This is a genomic window from Pseudoalteromonas undina (assembly GCF_000238275.3).
In the GTDB taxonomy this organism is placed as follows: domain Bacteria; phylum Pseudomonadota; class Gammaproteobacteria; order Enterobacterales; family Alteromonadaceae; genus Pseudoalteromonas; species Pseudoalteromonas undina.
On sequence record NZ_AHCF03000003.1, the window covers coordinates 2437351 to 2457729 of the forward strand.

At 41.2% G+C, this 20379-nt stretch carries 14 protein-coding genes; 5 read left to right on the top strand and 9 right to left on the bottom strand.

Annotated elements, in window-relative coordinates; genetic code table 11:
• The first annotated feature begins 8 nt into the window (after window positions 1-8).
• Entirely contained in the window at window positions 9-1406 is a 1398-nt protein-coding gene (locus PUND_RS14885; protein WP_010392182.1) for a hypothetical protein, read from the top strand.
• 154 nt (window positions 1407-1560) lie between these two features.
• Window positions 1561-4782 carry a S41 family peptidase gene (locus PUND_RS14890; RefSeq protein ID WP_010392180.1) on the top strand — a complete coding sequence of 1074 codons (3222 nt, stop codon included), beginning with the start codon at window positions 1561-1563 and terminating at the stop codon, window positions 4780-4782.
• Between the two features lie 98 nt (window positions 4783-4880).
• On the opposite strand, the gene PUND_RS14895 is transcribed toward PUND_RS14890, so the two are convergent.
• The 4 genes from PUND_RS14895 to PUND_RS14910 all read right to left on the bottom strand — a co-directional run bounded on the left by PUND_RS14895 (window position 4881) and on the right by PUND_RS14910 (window position 10260).
• Window positions 4881-6179 (bottom strand): DEAD/DEAH box helicase, encoded by a 1299-nt coding sequence (locus PUND_RS14895; RefSeq protein WP_010392177.1) that lies wholly within the window; start codon window positions 6177-6179, stop codon window positions 4881-4883.
• Window positions 6180-6327: 148 nt separating this feature from the next.
• Window positions 6328-7518: an alpha/beta hydrolase-fold protein gene (locus tag PUND_RS14900; protein ID WP_010392176.1), complete on the bottom strand. Its 1191-nt coding sequence runs from the start codon at window positions 7516-7518 to the stop codon at window positions 6328-6330.
• A gap of 110 nt (window positions 7519-7628) precedes the next feature.
• Window positions 7629-9449, bottom strand: coding sequence for a glutamine--fructose-6-phosphate transaminase (isomerizing) (glmS, locus tag PUND_RS14905; RefSeq protein WP_010392174.1), 1821 nt, complete (start codon window positions 9447-9449; stop codon window positions 7629-7631).
• A 46-nt stretch (window positions 9450-9495) separates the two neighbouring features.
• Window positions 9496-10260, bottom strand: a complete 765-nt coding sequence (locus tag PUND_RS14910) for a DeoR/GlpR family DNA-binding transcription regulator (RefSeq protein WP_010392171.1) — start codon at window positions 10258-10260, stop codon at window positions 9496-9498.
• 161 nt (window positions 10261-10421) lie between these two features.
• On the opposite strand from PUND_RS14910, the gene PUND_RS14915 reads away from it, so the two are divergent.
• Entirely contained in the window at window positions 10422-10949 is a 528-nt protein-coding gene (locus tag PUND_RS14915) for a sugar O-acetyltransferase (protein WP_010392169.1), read from the top strand.
• Between the two features lie 57 nt (window positions 10950-11006).
• On the opposite strand, the gene PUND_RS14920 is transcribed toward PUND_RS14915, so the two are convergent.
• On the bottom strand, window positions 11007-12860 hold the full coding sequence (locus PUND_RS14920; RefSeq protein ID WP_010392166.1) for a tetratricopeptide repeat protein: 1854 nt from the start codon (window positions 12858-12860) through the stop codon (window positions 11007-11009).
• 138 nt (window positions 12861-12998) lie between these two features.
• On the bottom strand, window positions 12999-14279 hold the full coding sequence (locus tag PUND_RS14925) for an acyltransferase family protein (RefSeq protein WP_010392164.1): 1281 nt from the start codon (window positions 14277-14279) through the stop codon (window positions 12999-13001).
• 184 nt (window positions 14280-14463) lie between these two features.
• Here PUND_RS14925 and PUND_RS14930 point away from each other — a divergent pair, with 184 nt between their 5' ends.
• Both PUND_RS14930 and PUND_RS14935 read left to right on the top strand, forming a co-directional pair.
• Window positions 14464-15327, top strand: a complete 864-nt coding sequence (locus PUND_RS14930; RefSeq protein ID WP_041709227.1) for a LytR/AlgR family response regulator transcription factor — start codon at window positions 14464-14466, stop codon at window positions 15325-15327.
• Window positions 15328-15393: 66 nt separating this feature from the next.
• Window positions 15394-16665 carry a LysM peptidoglycan-binding domain-containing protein gene (locus PUND_RS14935; RefSeq protein ID WP_010392160.1) on the top strand — a complete coding sequence of 424 codons (1272 nt, stop codon included), beginning with the start codon at window positions 15394-15396 and terminating at the stop codon, window positions 16663-16665.
• A 47-nt stretch (window positions 16666-16712) separates the two neighbouring features.
• On the opposite strand, the gene creD is transcribed toward PUND_RS14935, so the two are convergent.
• The 3 genes from creD to PUND_RS14950 form a co-directional block, all read right to left on the bottom strand.
• Window positions 16713-18017 (bottom strand): cell envelope integrity protein CreD, encoded by a 1305-nt coding sequence (gene creD, locus PUND_RS14940; RefSeq protein WP_010392159.1) that lies wholly within the window; start codon window positions 18015-18017, stop codon window positions 16713-16715.
• A 77-nt stretch (window positions 18018-18094) separates the two neighbouring features.
• Window positions 18095-19576 (bottom strand): two-component system sensor histidine kinase CreC, encoded by a 1482-nt coding sequence (gene creC / locus PUND_RS14945; protein ID WP_010392157.1) that lies wholly within the window; start codon window positions 19574-19576, stop codon window positions 18095-18097.
• Window positions 19563-20243, bottom strand: a complete 681-nt coding sequence (locus PUND_RS14950) for a response regulator (RefSeq protein WP_010392155.1) — start codon at window positions 20241-20243, stop codon at window positions 19563-19565. The genes creC and PUND_RS14950 overlap by 14 nt, the downstream gene beginning before the upstream one ends.
• Window positions 20244-20379: the final 136 nt, after the last annotated feature.

Consider the following 20379-nt stretch of genomic DNA (forward strand, 5'->3'; position numbering starts at 1 on the left):
AAATTAACATGACTAAACTATTCAAATTAAAATTAATTGCACTGGCAATAAGCAGCACATTAATCACCGCTTGTGGTGATGCAGAAACAAACATTGTCGAAAAAGACCCAATAGAAGTACCTGATGACGGCCACGATCATGGCGATGGTGGCGACCACGGTGATGAATACACTATTGATTCATTAGGTAGGCTTGCGATACTTGCTGGCGATAGCAACGAAGCGAACTTTTTCGACTTAGACGACAATGAGCTTCTTGATACATTCACTCTTACTAATGATTCAAACACGCTATCGTCGTCGCCTGACTTTCGTTATGCCGTGATTGCTAGCCGCGCTCAAGATTACCTCGGCTTTATAGACGGTGGCTTATGGCGTGAAGATCACGGCGCACACCTGCATGATTACGAACAAAGCCCTGAGTTTAGCAGTTATGAGCTAACTAGCGGCAGTCGCCCTACTCACTTGGTAAAGCACGATGGTAAATTAGCGGTATTTTATGATGGTGATGCAGCATCAGGCACAATTGCGTCTGTTGAAGTATTAACAGATAACGACATAACAAGCGCAACAGCGACCTTACCTGGTATTAGTTACGACATTAATATGCACGGCGTCGCTGAGCCTCGTGGAGAGCATTTATTAGCGACCATTCGCCGCGATGATGCTCAAAGTACATCAAACGCTAAAATCCTGCCTGACCAAGTGGGTGTTTATCATTTTCATGATGGCGAATACGAACTTGAACAAACGTTAGAGTTAACATGCCCTGATTTGCACGGCGCAGCACAAAACCATGATTACGTAGCGTTCGGCTGTAGTGACGGTGTGCTATTAGCCCACCAGCATGATGACGAATATCACGCTGAAAAAGTAATAAATATTGCTGCAGTAGGTGGCTTACGCATTGGTAGTATATACGGCCATGAGGGCAGCGAAACCTTTATTGGTGTTGCATCTGGTCACGGCGGCGGCCCTGCTGTGATTGTGAGTATAAATCCTGCGAAAGCTGAAATGGAAGAATTTGAATGGCAACTAGCTGATGGCGCAAGCGCTGTTTCTTACTCTTTTTCTGCCAACGGTGAGCACTTTTTAGTTTTAGACAGCCTTGGTTTTTTAAACGTGCTTGAGGCGCATGCGCACGACGATCACATACACTGGGAGCTAGCAGGTCAAGTTGATATTACACAAGAAGATGTAACAACTATGCCTGAAGGCATGAAGTTTAGTATGACAGTAGCGCAAAATGGTCAGTTTGCTTACGTAGCCGACCCAATAGCCCAACACGTTGTACAAGTACACCTAGAAGACTTAGAAATTGAAGGTGAACTAGAACTTACATTCCCACCAGCCGCGATCACTTGGTTAGGTATTGCACAAGAGGAAGAGCACGACCACGTACATTAATTTTACGTTTTAAAAAGAGTACTCCCTTGAAGGTTGGCATTTTAATGCCAACCTTTTTTATTCACATTTTGTAACAGACCTTTTATCGTAAGTGCATCGCTATTTTGCACCTTATTGTTATGATGGGATAGCTATTAATATAGGATGTAATTCCATGAAAAAACTAACAACATTGGCTCTTGCCTTGGCTGCAGCAATCGCGCCGGGTGTATCGGCCTATGAGACTAAAGACACTCGTTTACTCCGCTTTCCAGATATCCATAACCAAACCGTTACTTTTGTCTACAGTGGCGATATTTATATTGCGAATACGCAAACAGGCGAAAGCAAACGCTTAACCGACCATATTGGCTTTGAAACATTTCCTAAGTTTTCCCCTGACGGTAAGCGCATTGCATTTTCAGCCGAGTATAACGGTAGCCGACAAATTTATGTGATCAACAGTGACGGTTCAAACCTAAAGCAACTTACTTATTATAATGACGTTGGCCCAATGCCACCGCGTGGAGGTTTTGATTACCGCGTTTTAGATTGGACCGCCGACGGTAAAAATGTGGTATTTAGAGCTAACCGCACACCATGGGGGAAACGTATGGGTCGCCCTTACATGATTCCTGCAGATGGCGGACTTGAACAGCCATTAGCGATTCCAGAAACTGGTGGCGGCATGCTATCTCCAGATGGCAGCAAATATGTTTATACGCCAATTGATCGAGAATTTCGTACGTGGAAACGTACTCGTGGTGGTCGTGCGCAAGATGTATGGATTTATGATTTAGAAAAAAACACATCAGAACAACTAACTACAAACCGTGCAACCGACCAGCAACCAACTTGGGTTGGTGACGATATTTACTTTGTGTCTGACCGTGATTACACGCTAAACCTTTATCAGTACCGCAAAGGCAGCGAACCAAAAAAACTTACCAACTATAAAAACTTTGACGTACTTTGGCCTTCAGCTGGCCCAAATGCGATTGTTTATGAAAACGGCGGTTATTTATATCGCTTTGACGCAAAAACACAAAAAAGCGCTAAGCTAAGCATTAACATTGCAGGCGTGCGCCAATACGCAATGCCGTATAGCAAAAATGTTAGCGATTTTATTGATTCTATGTCGCTCTCTCACGATGGTAAACGTGCTGTATTTACTGCCCGTGGTGAGCTGTTTAGTGTACCAATTAAACAGGGGCCTACACGCAACTTATCTTACACAGAGAAAAGCCGCGAAATAGATGCAAGCTGGTCACCAAATGGGCGTTACATTGCTTACATGAGCGATGAAAGCGGCGAGTACGAAATTTACTTAAAAGATCGCAGTAAAAACAATGCCATTAAGCAACTTACTAGCAATGGTACCATTTGGCGCTTTACGCCTATTTGGTCACCCGATAGCGCTAAGCTATTGTTTGCAGATAAAAACAACACACTTTGGTGGTTAGATGCAAAATCGGGCAAGCAACACAAAATTGATACCGGCATTTACGACGAAGACGGCATTACTCAGTATACGTGGTCGCCTAATAGCCAAGACATTGTGTATGTTAAAAATAACGAAAACCGTTATGCCTCACTGTGGCACTACAACCTTAAAAAAGAAAAGGTGACGCGCCTAACAGACGAAATGAGTAATGAGCAAAACCCTACTTTTTCGCCTGATGGTCAATACCTTTACTTTAGCTCAGAGCGCGACTTTAACCTGGCATTTAGTAGCTACGAGTTTGATTACATGTTTAATCGTGCAACCCGTATTTATGCAGCTGCAGTAAACGATAGTGTTAAACCGCTTATTGCCTTACAAAGTGACGAAGCCACGATTGTCCAAGATAAAGAAGATGAAAAAGAAGACGACAAAAAAGTTAAAAATGCACTGCAAAGCAGCGACTTTATGCAGCGTGTTACCGCTCTTAATGCCCCAGCGGGCGATTACCGTGGCTTAACCGCAGTAAAAGACGGCGTACTGACGCTTGCTAATGGCGGTTTACAGCTAATAGGCACCGATCACAACAGTGAGCTAGAAACAGTCGCCAAAGGCGTTAGTAATTACACTATTTCAAGCAATAGCGAACACCTACTTGTACATACAGATGGCGGTTACAGCTTAATTGAACCTAAGCCAAAACAAGACCTAGACGCAAATAAGCTCGATTTAAGCAAAATGACGCTTAAAATTAATCCGCAAGCAGAGTGGCAACAAATGTATGTTGAGGGTTGGCGTACACTGCGTGACTGGTTCTACGATGAAAACCACCACGGTCAAGATTGGAATGCTATTTTAGCAAAGTACCAACCTATGGCTGATGCCATTAGCCATCGTAGCGACCTTGATTATGTTCTTAGCGAAATTGCCGGTGAAATTAACTCTGGCCATATTTATGTGCAGTCGGGTGATATGCCAAAAGCAGAGCGTAAAAACCATGGTTTATTAGGCGCTAAGCTTGCAAGCGACCCATCTGGTTATGTAAGAATAGAACAAATCTTTAAAGGTGAAAACTGGCATGACGATTTCCGTTCACCGCTTGGCACCACAGGGGTAAAAGCACATAACGGCGATTACATTATTGCGGTAAATGGCCGCTCGGTAAAAGACGTTGCTAACTTTTACGAACTACTTGAAAACACCCAAGGTGAGCAAGTAGAGCTAGTGCTAAACAACAAGCCGCGTAACAAAGGTGCATGGCAAATAACTGTAAAACCGATAGCAAGTGAGCAAGGCCTACGTTATTTAGACTGGGTTAATTCGCGTGCAGCCTACGTTGATAAGCTATCAAGTGGACGTATTGGCTATGTGCACCTGCCAAATACAGCCTATGAGGGTAACCGCGCCATGTTTAAAAACTACATGCCGCAAACAACCAAAGATGCCATGATTATTGATGACCGTTACAATGGCGGTGGTTTTATTCCTGAGCATATGATCACTTGGCTTGCGCGTAAACCGCTTAACTATTGGAAACGCCGTGGTGTAGAGCCAACTAAAACACCGCAGTTTGCGCACAATGGTCCTAAAGCCATGCTAATAAATGGCTATTCAAGTTCTGGTGGTGACGCAATTCCTTACTACTTCCGCCAAGCTGGTCTAGGTAAGCTAATTGGTACCCGTACATGGGGTGGTTTAATTGGTATTTCTGGTAATCCAAGCCTTGTAGACGGCGGACAAGTAATTGCTGCTACATTCCGTATTTTAGATACACAAGGTAACTGGATCATAGAAAACGAAGGTGTTGCACCAGATATTAAAGTAATTGATCGTCCAGAGCTTATTTATAAAGGCCAAGATCCATCAATAGAGCGTGCTGTACAAGAGTTATTAAAGGAGCTTAAAGAAAATCCTAAACAACCCTTAGTGATACCACCAGCACCTTCTAAGTTTTAATTTGCTGCATAGCTAAACAAGCTAATACCAATAAAAAAACCCTGCAAATTTGCAGGGTTTTTTATGACTTGGATTTAATGACTTATATGTATTAAGGCTTATCTTTTTCTCCAGCCGCTCCATACATCATCTTCTTGGTTGGCTTTTTTCTTCTTTTTCTTACCTGTACCTTCTGGCTTGGCCATTGGCTTGTCGTTTTTTAGCGCCTGTGCCGCATCAAGGTTGGCTTGGTTTACAGCAAAACCTGCTACCTCTTCGCGCTCTAAGCGAAGTTTGTTTTTCTTTTCGATAATTCTAAAGTGATGGAAGTCTTCATAATCAATTAACGATAACGCTAAACCGACTTCACCAGCACGGCCGCTTCGGCCAATACGGTGCATGTAATCAGCGGGGCTGCGCGGTAAGTTAAAGTTAATAACAACAGGCAGTTTGGCAATATTTAAACCACGGGCTGCTATATCGGTGGCAATAAGTACTTCTATTTCGCCAGCTTTAAATTTTTCAATTACGCGAGTACGCTCGCTTTGGCCTTTATCGCCATGGAATACTTGTGCGTTCACGCCGCGTTTTTCAAGTTTGCTGGCTAAGTGCTCACAATCTTTTTTAGCGTTGACAAAAATAAGTGCTTGGCGCCATTGATGCGCTTTAATTAAGTGCGCTAAAACCGTGGTTTTCTCGCCTTTATTAACCGTAAATACGCGCTGAACTAAAGTGCTTTCGTCTTTGCTTTGTACTTGTATTTCAACAGGGTTGGTTAACAGCTCTTGCGTTAATTGTGTGACTTGCTCTGGGAAAGTCGCTGAAAACAACATGGTTTGTTTTTTAGCAGGCATAAGCGCTAATAGCTCAGCAAGCTCTTCAGTAAAGCCAAGGCTTAACATGCGGTCAGCTTCATCAAGCACTAAGGTTGTTACTTTATCGAGCTTAATCGCATTGCTTGAGATTAAATCGAGTAAACGCCCAGGGGTTGCAACAATGATATCAGCACCGCCGCGAAGTGCTTGCATCTGGGTATTAACCGACACACCACCAAATACCGCCACCGTTTTAATGGCGCCATTAAAATTAGCAGAATACGATTTAACACTATCGGCTACCTGCACTGCCAGCTCGCGAGTAGGTACCAAAATAAGCCCTGTTACAAAGTTGCCTTTGCTCGCTGCTTTTTTAGCACCTTGCGCTAAAAATAGCGTTTGTAGCATAGGCAAAGCAAAGGTTGCTGTTTTACCTGAGCCGGTATTTGCCCCCGCAATTAAGTCGCTCCCCGCCAAGATACTTGGAATTGCTTTTGCCTGAATCGGCGTAGGTTGCGAGTATTCAAGATCAGACAAACGAGCAATTAGCTCTGGAATAAGGCCAAGTTCGTTGAAATTACTAGGATTTGCGGCTGAGGTCATAAAAGGTGCGGGCTCATTGCTAAAAATAGCCTGTAATTTTAGCGTATTTAGCAACTATTAAGTAGAGGTTAGTGATTTAAATAATATTTAGCTACAGGTAATAAAAAGACGCTTGCGCGTCATTTTTATTTAACAGTAACTAAAAACCCTAGTTACGCTTATCTAGCTCTACCTGTAACCTAGCTTTTGTTTCTTTTAAGTAGTTTATATAAGGATATGAGTCATCTGCAATGGCTAATGCAGACTCCATCTGTTCAAGTGCTTGGCGAGTATCACCCTGCATTTCATAGCCATAAGATAAAGCTGAAAGCGCATCGACTGATTTTGGGTGGTTTTTTAAATTGTACTTAAACACCTCAATAGCACGGGTAAACTGCTTGCTGCCCGTTAGGTTATAACCGAGTGATCTAACAGCGCGGTCTGGTGGAGATATCAGCTCGCCCCATTGTTGAGATAATGTTTTGTAATAAGCATCAATAGAGGCTACATCGTCAGTTAAAGCACTTATAGGCATTTGTTTAGGTAAAAATAAGTTGTAGTAGGCATTAAATATGCCAGCAGCAGTGGTTAAGCCATGCGAGATGCCATCAAACGCATCATTAAAAAAGCGTAACCCTCGCGCTTTATGCGATTGCAGTGATTGCTGTAATTCATCATACCTTTCTCGCATTATGCCGGCTTCTTCGCCGATATTGATATAAACGTAACTGTTAAGCTCTTTGTTTTTAGTTATAAACGATTTTGTGCTTTTTACCATTGCGCCATAGTTCCACCAAACCGCAGGGCTATACGCAATATGCGCTTGAAATAGTTCGGGATTTGCCTGCAACGCGTATAGCGCAAATACACCACCAGCAGATGCGCCAGCAATCACTTTATAGTCATGCGTGCGATAGTTCTTATTTACTAAAGGAATGAGCTCTTGTTCAAAGAACGCTAAAAACTTTGCCGCGCCGCCCCCTTCACCGACAGGCCCTTGTGGCTCTTTATTCACTGTAGGATACATATCTCTAAGTCGATTAGTGTTTTCAATAGCGACAATAATAACCTCAGGCGCACGATTATCATTTTGTAAGCGCTCAATAACAGCACTTGCAAGCGGTATATTACCCGCTCCATCTAAGCGATAAACAACTGGGTATACCTTATTTGGCTGAGCTTGGTAGCTTTTAGGCAATTGCACGACAACTGTGCGTTCTTCGTTTAAAACAGCCGATTTAATAGTGTGCATGAACTGAGAGTCATCAGCACTTTGCTGTTTAATGCCAGCTTGTGCAAAGGCACTTTGTGAACTAAAAGCAAAAAAGCTAAAAAAACAAATAACGGTTAATAAACGCATAACTAATCCCTTAGAGAATAATAAGTTACTTAAGCTAACAGAGTTTCAGGCACAAAAAAAGCGCATTGAGCGCTTTTTTAACATTAATAAAAACCTATAACCTTTTGATTTTACTCAACTGTAACCGATTTTGCTAGGTTACGTGGTTGGTCAACATCAGTGCCTTTAATGACCGCTACATAGTACGACAGTAACTGTAGTGGAATTGTATATACAACAGGGGCAATTACGTCATCTACGTGGTTTACGTTGATTACACGCATTGTGTCGTCTGACTCAAAGTGTGAGTCTTTATCAGCGAATACATAAATGATGCCGCCGCGAGCACGTACTTCTTCTACGTTTGATTTAAGCTTTTCAAGCAATTCATTGTTTGGTGCTACAACAATAATTGGCATGTCGGCATCAATAAGCGCTAATGGGCCGTGTTTAAGCTCACCTGCTGCGTAGGCTTCAGCATGAATGTATGAAATCTCTTTAAGCTTAAGTGCGCCTTCCATCGCGATTGGGTATTGCGACCCGCGACCTAAAAACAGTGAATGGTGTTTATCAGCAAATTCTTCAGCAAGGTCTGCAATGCCATCAGCCAATAGTAGCGTTTCTTCTAATTTAGCTGGTAGCAGTTTAATAGCGTTAACAATCGCGCTTTGATCTAAGCCTTTCTCTTGCGCAATAGACGCAGTAAGCATTAACAAACCAACAAGCTGTGTAGTAAATGCTTTAGTAGAGGCTACACCAATTTCAGCGCCTGCTTTGGTCATAAAGGCAAGGTCTGATTCTCGCACAAGCGATGAGCCAGGTACGTTACAAATAGTCATTGACCCCATATAGCCTTGCTCTTTAGCTAAACGCAGTGCAGCTAAAGTATCAGCCGTTTCGCCTGATTGTGAAATAGTTACTAGTAGGCTATTTTCGTGTACAAATGACTGACGGTAACGGAACTCAGAGGCAATTTCTACGTTACAGCTAACACCTGCATATTGCTCAAGCCAGTAACGAGCAACCATACCTGAGTGGTATGACGTACCACAGGCAATAATTTGTACGTGTTTTACGTCTTTAAATATTTGCTGTGCGCTATCGCCAAAAGCATCAATCGCTACGCGGTCATCGTTTAAACGTCCTTCAAGGGTGTTACGTACTGCAAGTGGCTGCTCATAAATTTCTTTTAGCATGTAGTGACGGTAATCACCTTTACCTGATGCATCTTGTGTGATGTTTGATTCAACAACTTCACGCTCAACCGCGTTGCCATCTGCATCAAAAATTTCTACAGTGTCGCGAGTAATACGCGCTACATCACCTTCTTCTAAGAAGATAAAGCTGCGAGTCACTGGTAATAATGCAAGTTGATCAGAAGCAATAAAGTTTTCACCAAGGCCTAAACCAATAACTAACGGGCTACCTGAGCGAGCTACAATAATTTCGTTATCATTCGCTTTATCGAACACAACGGTACCAAATGCACCTTCAAACTGCTTAACAGCTGCTTGAACTGACGCTAATAAAGTGGTGTGCTGCTGACGTAACTGATGAATTAAATGCACCATGACTTCAGTGTCGGTGTCTGATAAAAACTCGTAACCGTCACCTTTAAGTGCTGCACGCAAGCTTGCGTGGTTTTCAATGATTCCGTTATGTACAAGTGCTAATTGATTGCTTGAAACATGTGGGTGAGCATTGGCTTCAGTTACACCGCCATGAGTCGCCCAACGAGTGTGTGCAATACCTGTGTGGCCGCTAACACCAGCTTGTTCAAGTGCTGACTCTAAGTTTACAACCTTACCAACTGCTTTAACTGTATTAAGTGTATTGCCTTCAAGTAAAGCTACACCTGCTGAGTCATAACCGCGGTACTCAAGACGCTTAAGGCCTTCAACTAAGATTTTATTTACTGGACGTTCTGCAACAGCCCCAACGATTCCACACATAGTGTCTCCATTAATTTTTTAATTCTAGCAACTTACGTTTTAGTTGCTATTCCATAATTTCTGCGCAAATTAGTTTTACACCACACGCCTCTATGGCTGCACGTTTATCACTTGCTAAGCCACTGTCGGTTATTAATGTGGTTACTGTTTGCCACGGTAATTCTAAATTTGGTATTTTTCGGCCAATCTTTTCTGACTCAACCAGCACAATAACTTCGCGCGCCGCTTTAGCCATCACTTGGCTTAATCCAACAAGTTCATTAAACGTGGTTGTTCCACGCGCTACATCAATGCCATCGGCACCAATAAATAGTTGATCAAAATCATATGAGCATAGAACATTTTCAGCTACTTGCCCTTGAAACGATTCTGAATGCGGATCCCACGTGCCACCTGTCATCAAAAGTGTTGGTTCATTTTCAAGTGCTAATAAACGCGTTGCCACTTTAATCGCGTTAGTCATAACAACTAACCCCTGCTTGCTAGCCAACTCAGGGATCATCGCTGCAGTGGTGCGCCCACTGTCTATAATAATGCGATTATGATCTTTTATAAGCGCAGCTGCCGCTTTGGCAATGGCCACTTTGCGCTTAGAATCAATCTCATCGCTAACAATCTCTTTTGGCAGAGCAATAGCACCGCCGTAACGGCGCAGCAATAAGCCACTTTTTTCAAGCGCGGTTAAGTCTTTTCGAATAGTTACTTCTGATGTTTGAAACTGTTCAGCTAAAATATCGACAGCCACTTCACCTAATTCATTAACTTGAGTGAGGATCAGATGGCGGCGTTGCTGAGTGTTTCGTTTGGTCATAAGTGATTACAATTAAGTTTCGTTTCGAAAGTTAGTGAATTTTAAACGAAACATAATAAATGGCAAGTGAATGCATAAAAAAAACGCAGTTTTATTCAAATTATCATCATGCTCAAAGTAGGTTAAGCTAGGCACCATTATTTAAGTTAAACAAAATTGATATGCAGCCATTTAATAGTATTAGTAAAGAGAATCTGGCGCAGCGTAAAGCTGTGCACGAAATTTGCCGCTTATTTAATAAAAGCCCCAGTAAAGGTAATTTAAAGCGAATAAAAGAATTATGCTCACACTGTGGTGATGGAGTAATTATTGAAGCGGGCTTTCATTGTGATTATGGCTCGCAAATACATATAGGTGATCGGACTTTTATAAACATTAACTGCACTGTGTTGGATGCGCCAATAAATGAAGGAGCCATAAGCATTGGCGACGATTGTTTAATCGGCCCAAACGTTCAACTTTTGGCAGTATCTCATGCAATTGAGCCTAAACAAAGGCTACAAAAAGAAAACTTTGCAGCACCGATTACTATCGGTAATAACGTGTGGATTGGCGCGGGAGTTATTGTGTTAGCTGGCGTTACCATTGGCGAAAACGCTGTTGTGGGCGCAGGGTCGGTAGTAACCAAAGATGTGGCTGCGAACACTGTTGTTGCTGGTAACCCCGCGATAAAGCTCAAGGATATTTAACACGCTAAAGCCCGCCCTAAAGGTCGTTGTTTACGGCGATATTTAATTTATATTGAGCTAGCCTTTAATTCCTAATTCAACCCTTAATTTTTCAATATCTTTATGCTGCTCAAAATACTGTACAACAGCTTGAATCTGTTGTTGCTTTATACCTTCAAAATTATCGGTTAGATAATCGTTAATCTCTCTAAAGGCCCATTTTAATTCCATTTCCGTTGGGATTTTGGTTAAGGCAGTAAACACCTCTTCAATCGTTTTGTCGTCAAGTAAAAAGCGAATAAACTGCATTACGGCTAAGAGCTGTGGGTTCTCTGAGTATTTTTCTGCCTCTGCAACACGAATAAGGACTTGCTCTGGCGTTTCATAAAGTAATGCTTGTTCTGCAATATTGGCTTTTGAATTAGCTATGATTTTTTTAATCTCACTGTTTTCTGAGTTATGAAATGCTTCAAGTAACATTGAATGCGATTTTAGAGCTGTGAGGAAGTCTTTGTTCAGACCATATACAGCACTCTGGCTACACATCGCTTCAGCCACCTGAATTTGAACCTCTTCATTCGCTGAACCTTTGAACTGCTCAATCAAGGTTGCGTAGCTTCTGATCTCATTATCAAGTTTGCCTTGCTGACCATAAGCAATGCCTTGGTTAATCATTGCCTTAGCCACTTGAATTTGAATCTCTTCATTCGATGAACCTTTGAACTGCTCAATTAAGGTTGCGTAGCTGCTGAGCTCCTCATCAGGTTTGCCTTGCTGACCATAAGCAATGCCTTGGTTATACATCGCTCTAGCCACCTGAATTTGAATCTCTTCACTCGATGAACCTTTGAACTGCTCAATCAAGGTTGCGAAGCTGCTGAGTGCATCATCAAGTTTGCCTTGCTGACCATAAATAACGCCTTGGTTAGTCATCGCTTTAGCAACCTCAATTTGAAGCTCTTCATTCGATGAGTCTTTAAACTGCTCAATCAAGGTTGCGTAGCTGCGGAGTGCATTCTCAAGTTTGTCTTGCCGACCATAAGTAATGCCTTGGTTAATCATTGTAATGGCATACAGCATCGGCTCTTGTTCGCTGTCAACTAGCCCTAATACCTTATTCCAGGCATTGAGAGCCTCATCATATTCACTATTAGCGAACGCATTTATACCCGCTTTAAACCATTCTTGAGCTGTTTGATATACTTTCGGTTTATTATGTTTGGTAGCTGTATTGTCTTCTTTATTTCTTTTCGAGGTAACAACATCTTTGTTTTCTGCTAAGAGGGCGTCCCAGGCTTGTTGCTGCTCTTGCTTGATTTTTTCCAGCGCAGCCCTTGCCTCTGCTTCTAATTTCTCAGCTCGCTCTTTTAGCTCAAGGCTCACCTTTTCAAGCTCAACTTTGGTCTCTGAAATTAATTTACCTTTATTATCTAATAACCATTTTTCCATATGACTTTCTGAGGCTGTATTAGCAGCCTGCTTGGCTTCGTATACAGCTCTGTTTTTTGCGTTAAAGCCGAGCCCTACTGCTGCAACCGTGATTATCAAACCAAAAAGAGTGAATATCGATCCCCAAATATTAGTATTACTTGCAATATCACTTATCCGCCCATCAATCCCACTCATTTGATTAGTTTGCAGCTTTTCTTGCGTTTCGAGTTTAGTTTGTAAGTTAGCAAGTTGAGCTTTGAGTGCTTGCTGCGCGGCTTCTAAGGTCTTAAAATCATTACCGAGTGATTTTTGTTGCTGTAACTTTTCATCTAGTCGAACGAGCTGGCTTTGCATACTAAACAGTTGCTGATACATCAAATCTTGGCTATTTTGCGTATTAGCTATAATAGGAGCAGAATTTACAGGCGTTGAATTAGGTGCAGTTGTAGCAAAAGCTGCGCTAGTCAAGCCCCATAAAAATACAAATAAGAAAAAACGCATTAATCATCCCTAAAATAAATTTGCTTTGCCAAGGTTGTAGTTATAACTACATAGTAATCTTTTAATCTAACCGAGTTTTGTAGCACATACCACCTAAAACCAACCATTTATAAAATATTCTAAGTTATATTTTTGATGCTAAATCAACCTAAAGATCACCGGGCTTACCAATATAAGTCCGCAATAAAAGCCAGCTCTAACTTGCCATGCTTTATATTTACCTGTGACTTTAATTCCTAACAGTGGGCTTAATAAGTCGATACGGCGCGCAACAATAAACACCAGCCAACAAATAATGAAAGTGAGGCTGAGTATAAGTAATGGCTCCACAAAACCACCTAATTGCAGCTTCGACAAATAAAACGCAAGGCCAATAATCACACTTTGATGCAATAGATAAAAAGGGAATACTGCACCGTTTAATAAAGCCAGTTTAGGGTGATCGTGATTCAAAAAATGTTGTGCTAGTGCCAGCATTAACAACACGCCCATTAATCGTTGCGCAGTATACAGCATATCCATACTGGTAATTTGCCATTGGCTAGCAGCAGGGTTTTGCCAAATGGTGTTGTAACACAGCACAACAACTATATAACCTAACGTAAATACCACGAATAATACTCGCCAATGGCGAAGTAGCTGGCTATAAAATGTAGGCTGCCAAGCAAGCAAGTAACCATAAAGTAAGAACAGCGCGCCCATGGGGTATCGAAAAGTATCGCTCGGCCAGCTGAATTTTAAAATACACAGCGGCAATAGCAATACAATAAAAATAGTCAATAACGAGCGCCCACATAAACGCGTGATTATTGTATGCACAGTAGCGTGATGAAGCAGCGGCATTGCTAGCACCAGCAATAAAGTAAATTGCCATAACGAACGTAAGTACCAAAGGTGGTTTACATCAACATGTGGCCAAACCCCTGCTTGATAGCGCTCGAATAAAGGGTTGGTTAAATCAAAAAACTGGCTGTAAAACTGCCAAAAGCCCATAGCTAAACTGGTTTCTTGGCTCATTTGCGCATAAAGCTGAATAGGCACAATAAACCAAATGCCAAACAATAAAGGCAGTAATATTTTTACACTTCGTGTAGTTAAAAACATACCTAGACTAAAGCGCGCAACAATAAAGCGCAGCGCCACACCTGAAATAAACCAAATTAATCCCATCCGCCATGGCGACAATAAAAGCATAATGCTTTCAATACCGCTGGATAAGTACTGACTTTTAAAATGAAAGCCCCAATTTTCACTGTATAACATACCGGTGTGGTAAAAAATTAATAAGCCAAAGGCAAGTACTCTCAGCCAATCTAAATCATAACGGCGAGATGGTAACTCTTCACCTTGGTTAAACACATTTACCCAAGGTTTTAATAGCGTACGTGTTGTATTTTTAATGACTATTTTAAAATTCATAGAAGATTTAACTTACGATTAATTAATAACAACTATGGACAACACACTGTGTTAATCAATCACAAAAGGCTTATAAAACAGTCAATAGGGATAAACGGTGGATATCAGGGATGATATAAACTTGGTGTTTTATCACTCTCTTGCTAGTCTAATTGCGGTCTTTTAAAGAGTTACAATAATAATGATCACTTTATCGCACTTTCAGCGCTATCAAACTTGGTACGCGGCTTTATTTTTATGTAGTTATATTTTTATAAACAACACGATTAATGCCAGCTCAAATATTATGGAAGCCCAACGTGATGGCTCACTTCCTTTTATGCTCTGGGAGCCCTTTGTGTGGGAATACTCGAGTGCTATTGGCACTTTATTATTGTTTCCGGCTTTAGTTTGGTTATTAAAAGCTAAGCCCTTTAATTGGCAAAAAATCTCTCATTCAATATTACTGTACTTAGTAGCGAGCATTGCTTTTTCGTTATTACATATAGGTATTATGGTCGCTATCCGCAAACTCATTTACACCGTGCAGGGTATGCAATATGACTTTGGGTTAGTGTGGTTTGAGTTACTTTATGAATACCGCAAAGATTTGTGGGGATTCTTATTTTTGATTGTTGTTATTAAAACCTATCAATATGTCGTGAGCCAATTAACAGGTGAAGCAGCCCCGATCAGTCAAGGCGAAGATACTGCTGAACATGTAAGCTTAGACAGGCTACTGGTAAAAAAGCTGGGAAAAGAATTTATTGTTCGCGTAGCAGAAGTAGATTGGCTTGAATCAAATGGCAATTATGTAAATCTACATATTGGCGCTCGAATTTACCCTTTTCGTGCAACCATGACACAACTTATAACTCAGTTAGAGCCACAAGGATTTTGCCGCATTCACCGTTCTCATGCGGTTAGATTAGACGCGGTTGAATCAATCACACCATTAGCAAGTGGCGATAGTGAAGTAAAACTTACAACAGGAAAAATACTTAACTTATCGCGTCGCTATAAAGATCAATTTAAGGAACTGTTAAATTCAACTACAAGTCATTCTTAACTCACCCTATGTTAAGCTTACCTGCTTTAGGTTAGCCGCATTTATATTTTCGGAGTAGTGTAGTACGTGTTCTCAAATCGATTTATCCGCATTTTGCCATTAGTATTTCTTTTATCCGGCTGTGAAACCACACCCGATACACCAACATCAACCTCTGAAATTAAGGCTAACCCCAAAACAATTGTTAGTGAACAGCGCAAAGATATTGCACAAATAGCGCCACTCACCACAAAAGAACTTGATGATGTATGGCAACGTATTCGCGCACAGCTTACATTTGCCAATTCTAGCCACCCAGATGTACAACAACGCATTGCATGGTATTTATCTCACCCAAATTACATGGATGAAATCAGTCGCCGTGCTGAGCCTTACCTTTATTATATAGTCACAGAGGTTGAAAAGCGGAACTTACCCATAGAATTAGCATTAATGCCGCTAATTGAAAGTGACTTTGATGCCAGTGCGTACTCACATAAACATGCCTCTGGGTTGTGGCAACTAACGCCTGCTATTGCTAAATATTTTAAAGTGCAAATATCCCCTTGGTATGACGGACGTCAAGACGTAATAGACAGTACCCGAGCTGCGTTGGATTTTATGGAATATTTACACAAACGCTTTGATGGTGACTGGTATCACGCTATAGCAGCCTATAACTTAGGTGAAGGCCGTGTACTTAGAGCAATTAGTAATAATAAAAAACAAGGCAAACCCACCGACTTTTTTAGTTTAAAACTGCCCAAACAAACCAGCCAATATGTGCCAAAGCTCCTTGCAGCAGCACAACTTTTAAAAAGTAATAAAATGGTCTTTCCACCCATCAGCAATCAACAGACTATAGTAGCCTTACCCGTCTCTGGTGCAGTTATTTTAGATAACCAAGAAGAATGGCGGTCATTAGAGGGGTTAAACTATGGCGTTATCCGCTTCCCTGCGGTCATTGATGCACCTCACATTGTTGTGCCAGCGAGTAAACAAGCCGAATTTAAGAGTATGTTGGCTAATCAAAAAGAAAACGATTACAGCCAATGGCAGCATTACACAATTCAACCGGGGGATAGTTTAAGCGTGATTGCAAAACGTTATGCAATCAGCGTTAAACAGCTAAAAGCGTTTAATAATTTGAAGACTGATCGCATCCGCGCTGGTAAGAAATTAATACTGCCGATGTTGGCAGATCAACAGGTAGAACACTTAGTAAAGTCAGGCGAAAGTTTATGGAAAATAGCCAAACGCTACAACGTCAGCATTACCAAGCTAAAACAATGGAATAACCTGTCGCGAGATCGTTTGCAAATAGGTGAGAAGTTAACGGTGTTTTTATCTAATAGCTAAGTGAAAGGGGGCTGGCAAAGCTGTCAGCCCCTTTCGATTAGGTGGTTTTAGTTTGTTTCATCGTCTTGCGGGTGCCTGCCGTACCAGTTTACTCTGCGCGTCAACATCATTATTAAACTGAGTACCACGAACACCAGTACACTGCCCATTAATAATGCGTAATCCTCTGCACTGAGTAATCCGTATAAAAGACTATAGAGAAATAACACCCCACATAAGAATAGCCCTCCATGTTTGCTATTTTTAAGCATACCCGCAACATAAACACTCAATAGAATTGCTGATGCAAGCGCCGATAATAAATACGCAATATTAAAGCCCAAGTGCTCACTAAGTGAAATCAGTAGTAAATAAAATACCGCTAAAGCAAGCCCGACAAAACCATACTGTACAGGGTGTATTGGCTCATCACGCAGTACCTCGAGCAAAAAGAAGCTCGCAAAAATAAGTACAATAACCAAGATGGCATAATTACTTGCTCGATAATTTTTAAGGTAGTGATTAACACTATCGACTAAATTAACTCCCATGTTACGTTGCTTGAACAAGGTGCACTCATTACGAAATAAACATCGGTTAAATAGCTCTTTTAAATTGGTCGCAAAGTAATTGGTTTGCCAACTCGCAGAAAAGTCCTGGGCCGAAATTGATGACTCGATAGGCAGGTAATCCCCTACAAAACTTGGGTGTGGCCAATCGGCTTGCATTGTCAATGAGCTGTTTTTACCAACCGGTGCAAATGAAAGTTGACGCATACCTTGCAGGTTTAAGCCTATTTGATACGGCAGTACCTCACTTTTGCGAATGGTTTCATAATCAAGCTCTACACGAATCCCTTGTGGTAACTGATCTAGCTGGGTACCGGGGAGTAATTCATAACTTCGCTCGTTAACATTAATGTGTGATCCTTGTCCTATCCCTCGGATATCAGAAATGGCTAAAATAAGGTTGAGGCGTTTTATCTTTTTGTCCGCTAAGACAGCTAATGCACTCGTTTTAAACCGCCCTTCAAATTGGTTCTGTGAACGATATAACAACGCTTTATAAATACCACGGTACTTTTCAAATGTTGCTAGATTACTACTGACATTGAGCGATTCAGGTAAAAGCGTCATATTCATCAATTGCTCGCTCGTTTTACCATCAACCGTAACAGTTTCTAGGTACTGAGCATGAATAAATGGGCCAATAACCTGCTGTTCATCACTGCTACTCTTAGCTATATCAGCCTGAACTTGCTGCTGCAATTCTGATCGTTCATCAATTAGGTTTTGGATCATAAAGATAGGGATCAATAACAACACGATAAGCCCTATTATTATGATCAGTTTGGTTTCTATTTTTTGTTTCACTGTTATGTACTCCATCTATTACATAAGCATAGAGTAACGAAGCTATATGGATTTACTGAGGTGCTTAGATGGAGCTTTTATGGAGTAGGCATATTTATATGAACACGGACGCCATTTTTAGTATTTTTTATGTTGAGCTGCCCTTTATGTAATTTAACGACCTGCTCAACGAAGTTTAGGCCTAATCCAGTGCTTTTTTTACCATTGGCTCTAGGGAGTGAATAAAACCGTTCTGTGATGCGTTCAAGGGCATAATCTGGGATACAAGGCCCCGTGTTATCAATATAGATTTGAACATAGGATGGCTCTTGTATTACCTGAATGTGAATCTCTCCCCCCTCGTTGATAAAGTCCAATGCGTTATCAAAAATATTGTATAGCGCTTGTTGAATTAGAAATACATCTCCTAAACACACACTGCTAGGGTCGCAGCTAATTACTACTTGTACATTTTGCGTTGTGGTTCTGGCAATAAAAGAATCTTTAATTGCTTCAAATAAAGGTTTTACAAACACCTTCTTTCGCTGTTCAAGTTCAGGAAGCTGCTCTAATTTGGTAAGCGTAAGCAGCTTATCTATTAGCTGCTGCATTCTCACTGTTTCAGACTCAATATTATTTGCAAATAACTGTTTTTTATCTGTGCTTAGGGGAGACTGTAAAATCTCGCTTGCACCTTTGATTGCAGATAGAGGACTTTTTAATTCATGAGTTAGTGTTTGAACATAATGCTCAACGTAACGTTTGCCATCTAACTGATTGCGCATTTTTTCTAGCGCATCACTTAACAAGCTATATTCATAGAAAACCCTAAACCTTGGTTTAGATGCTTTTTCACCTCGCCCCATTTTATCCGCATAGTTTGCCAGCTTATACAAGGCACCATTGATTCGCCAGGCAATCAATGCTCCAACCATTAATGCCAAAATACTCATCACCACTAACCAACTTAATACACGGTACTTAGACATATTTATAAAAGGTTGTACAGAGCGATTAGGCTTAGCCACAGTGACTGACCCAATAATATTACCATTATCGATTATGGGCGCAGCAACATGCATGACGGTTGAAAGTGGGTCATCTTGAGCAGTTGCGGTTGAGCGAGCACCGTACTCTCCCCGTAATGTGAGATAAACATCATTCCATTGTGAAAAATCTTTTCCTATATCTTGCTGCCAAGAATCAACAACAACGATTCCCGCAGCATCCGTAATATATATACGGTGATTTGTCCCTTGTTTATTTACCCCCCAGATTTTCGCATTTGGTTGCCTGCTGCCATATGAGTTAACCACATTAGTAAAGTGGCTCTGTGACAGCGTACCACGAGCTAAATCATCTCGCGCCATCACTGCAAGCAAATTAGCCATATCAACCAAGGTTTCCTCGGTAACCTGACGAACTGTGGGCTTAATCTCGCGCATAACCGTTGAACTAACTAAGTAAGTCGTTAGTATCACGAGGATAAAATAAAGCAAAAACAATCTCAGCCCAAGCGGGATTTTAGGCCAACGCTTTAAGCGAGCTAATGAATGCGTGGAGCGTTTAAATAGGTTCATAAAAATAACCAAAGCCTCGCTTAGTATGAATCATGGGCTCATGACATACAGCGCGTAATTTATTTCTAATGGCTTTGATATGGCTATCAACATTGCGGCTATATACACTGTCTTGGCATAGTTGTGCTGATGATAGCAGTTGCTCTCGAGAGAATACCTGCTTAGGGGATAACACTAGCTTATCAAGCAATTTAAACTCTAAAGCCGTTAAATTTAACGGGGTATTATTGAAGTAGTAATCAAAATTATTACTGTACAGACCTGATTGCTCAGTAGAAGTATTTATTTGTGTTTCTCTGACAGCATAAGGCTTTAAACGAAGTTTAACGCGAGCAAGCATTTCTCGAGGGCTAAAGGGTTTAGTGACATAGTCGTCTGCGCCAATCTCTAATCCAACAACGCGATCGATTTCATCGTTGCGCGCCGTTAAGAAAATGATGGGTAAAGAAGAAAATTCGCGAACTTGCTTACATAGCTCAAAACCATTTGCATCAGGTAAACCAACGTCTAAAATCAGTAAATCTATCTGTGTAGCTTTAATATAACTAAGACCAGCCCCTGCGGTATCGAACCAAACGACGCTAAAGCCATCCATCTCGAGCGTATGGATCAAGGTGTCTGCAATTGCTTTTTCGTCTTCAATGATCACTATCTGCGCCGTTGCCATACAACTTATTCCTTTACTACAACCTAATAAACACGCTTATAGTTACAGTAAGTAACAAGTCAGTCAATATCCTTTATAAGGATGCTCTTTGAGCACAATGAAGTGGTTAAACGCTTTATTTAAATTAGAGGTGAAA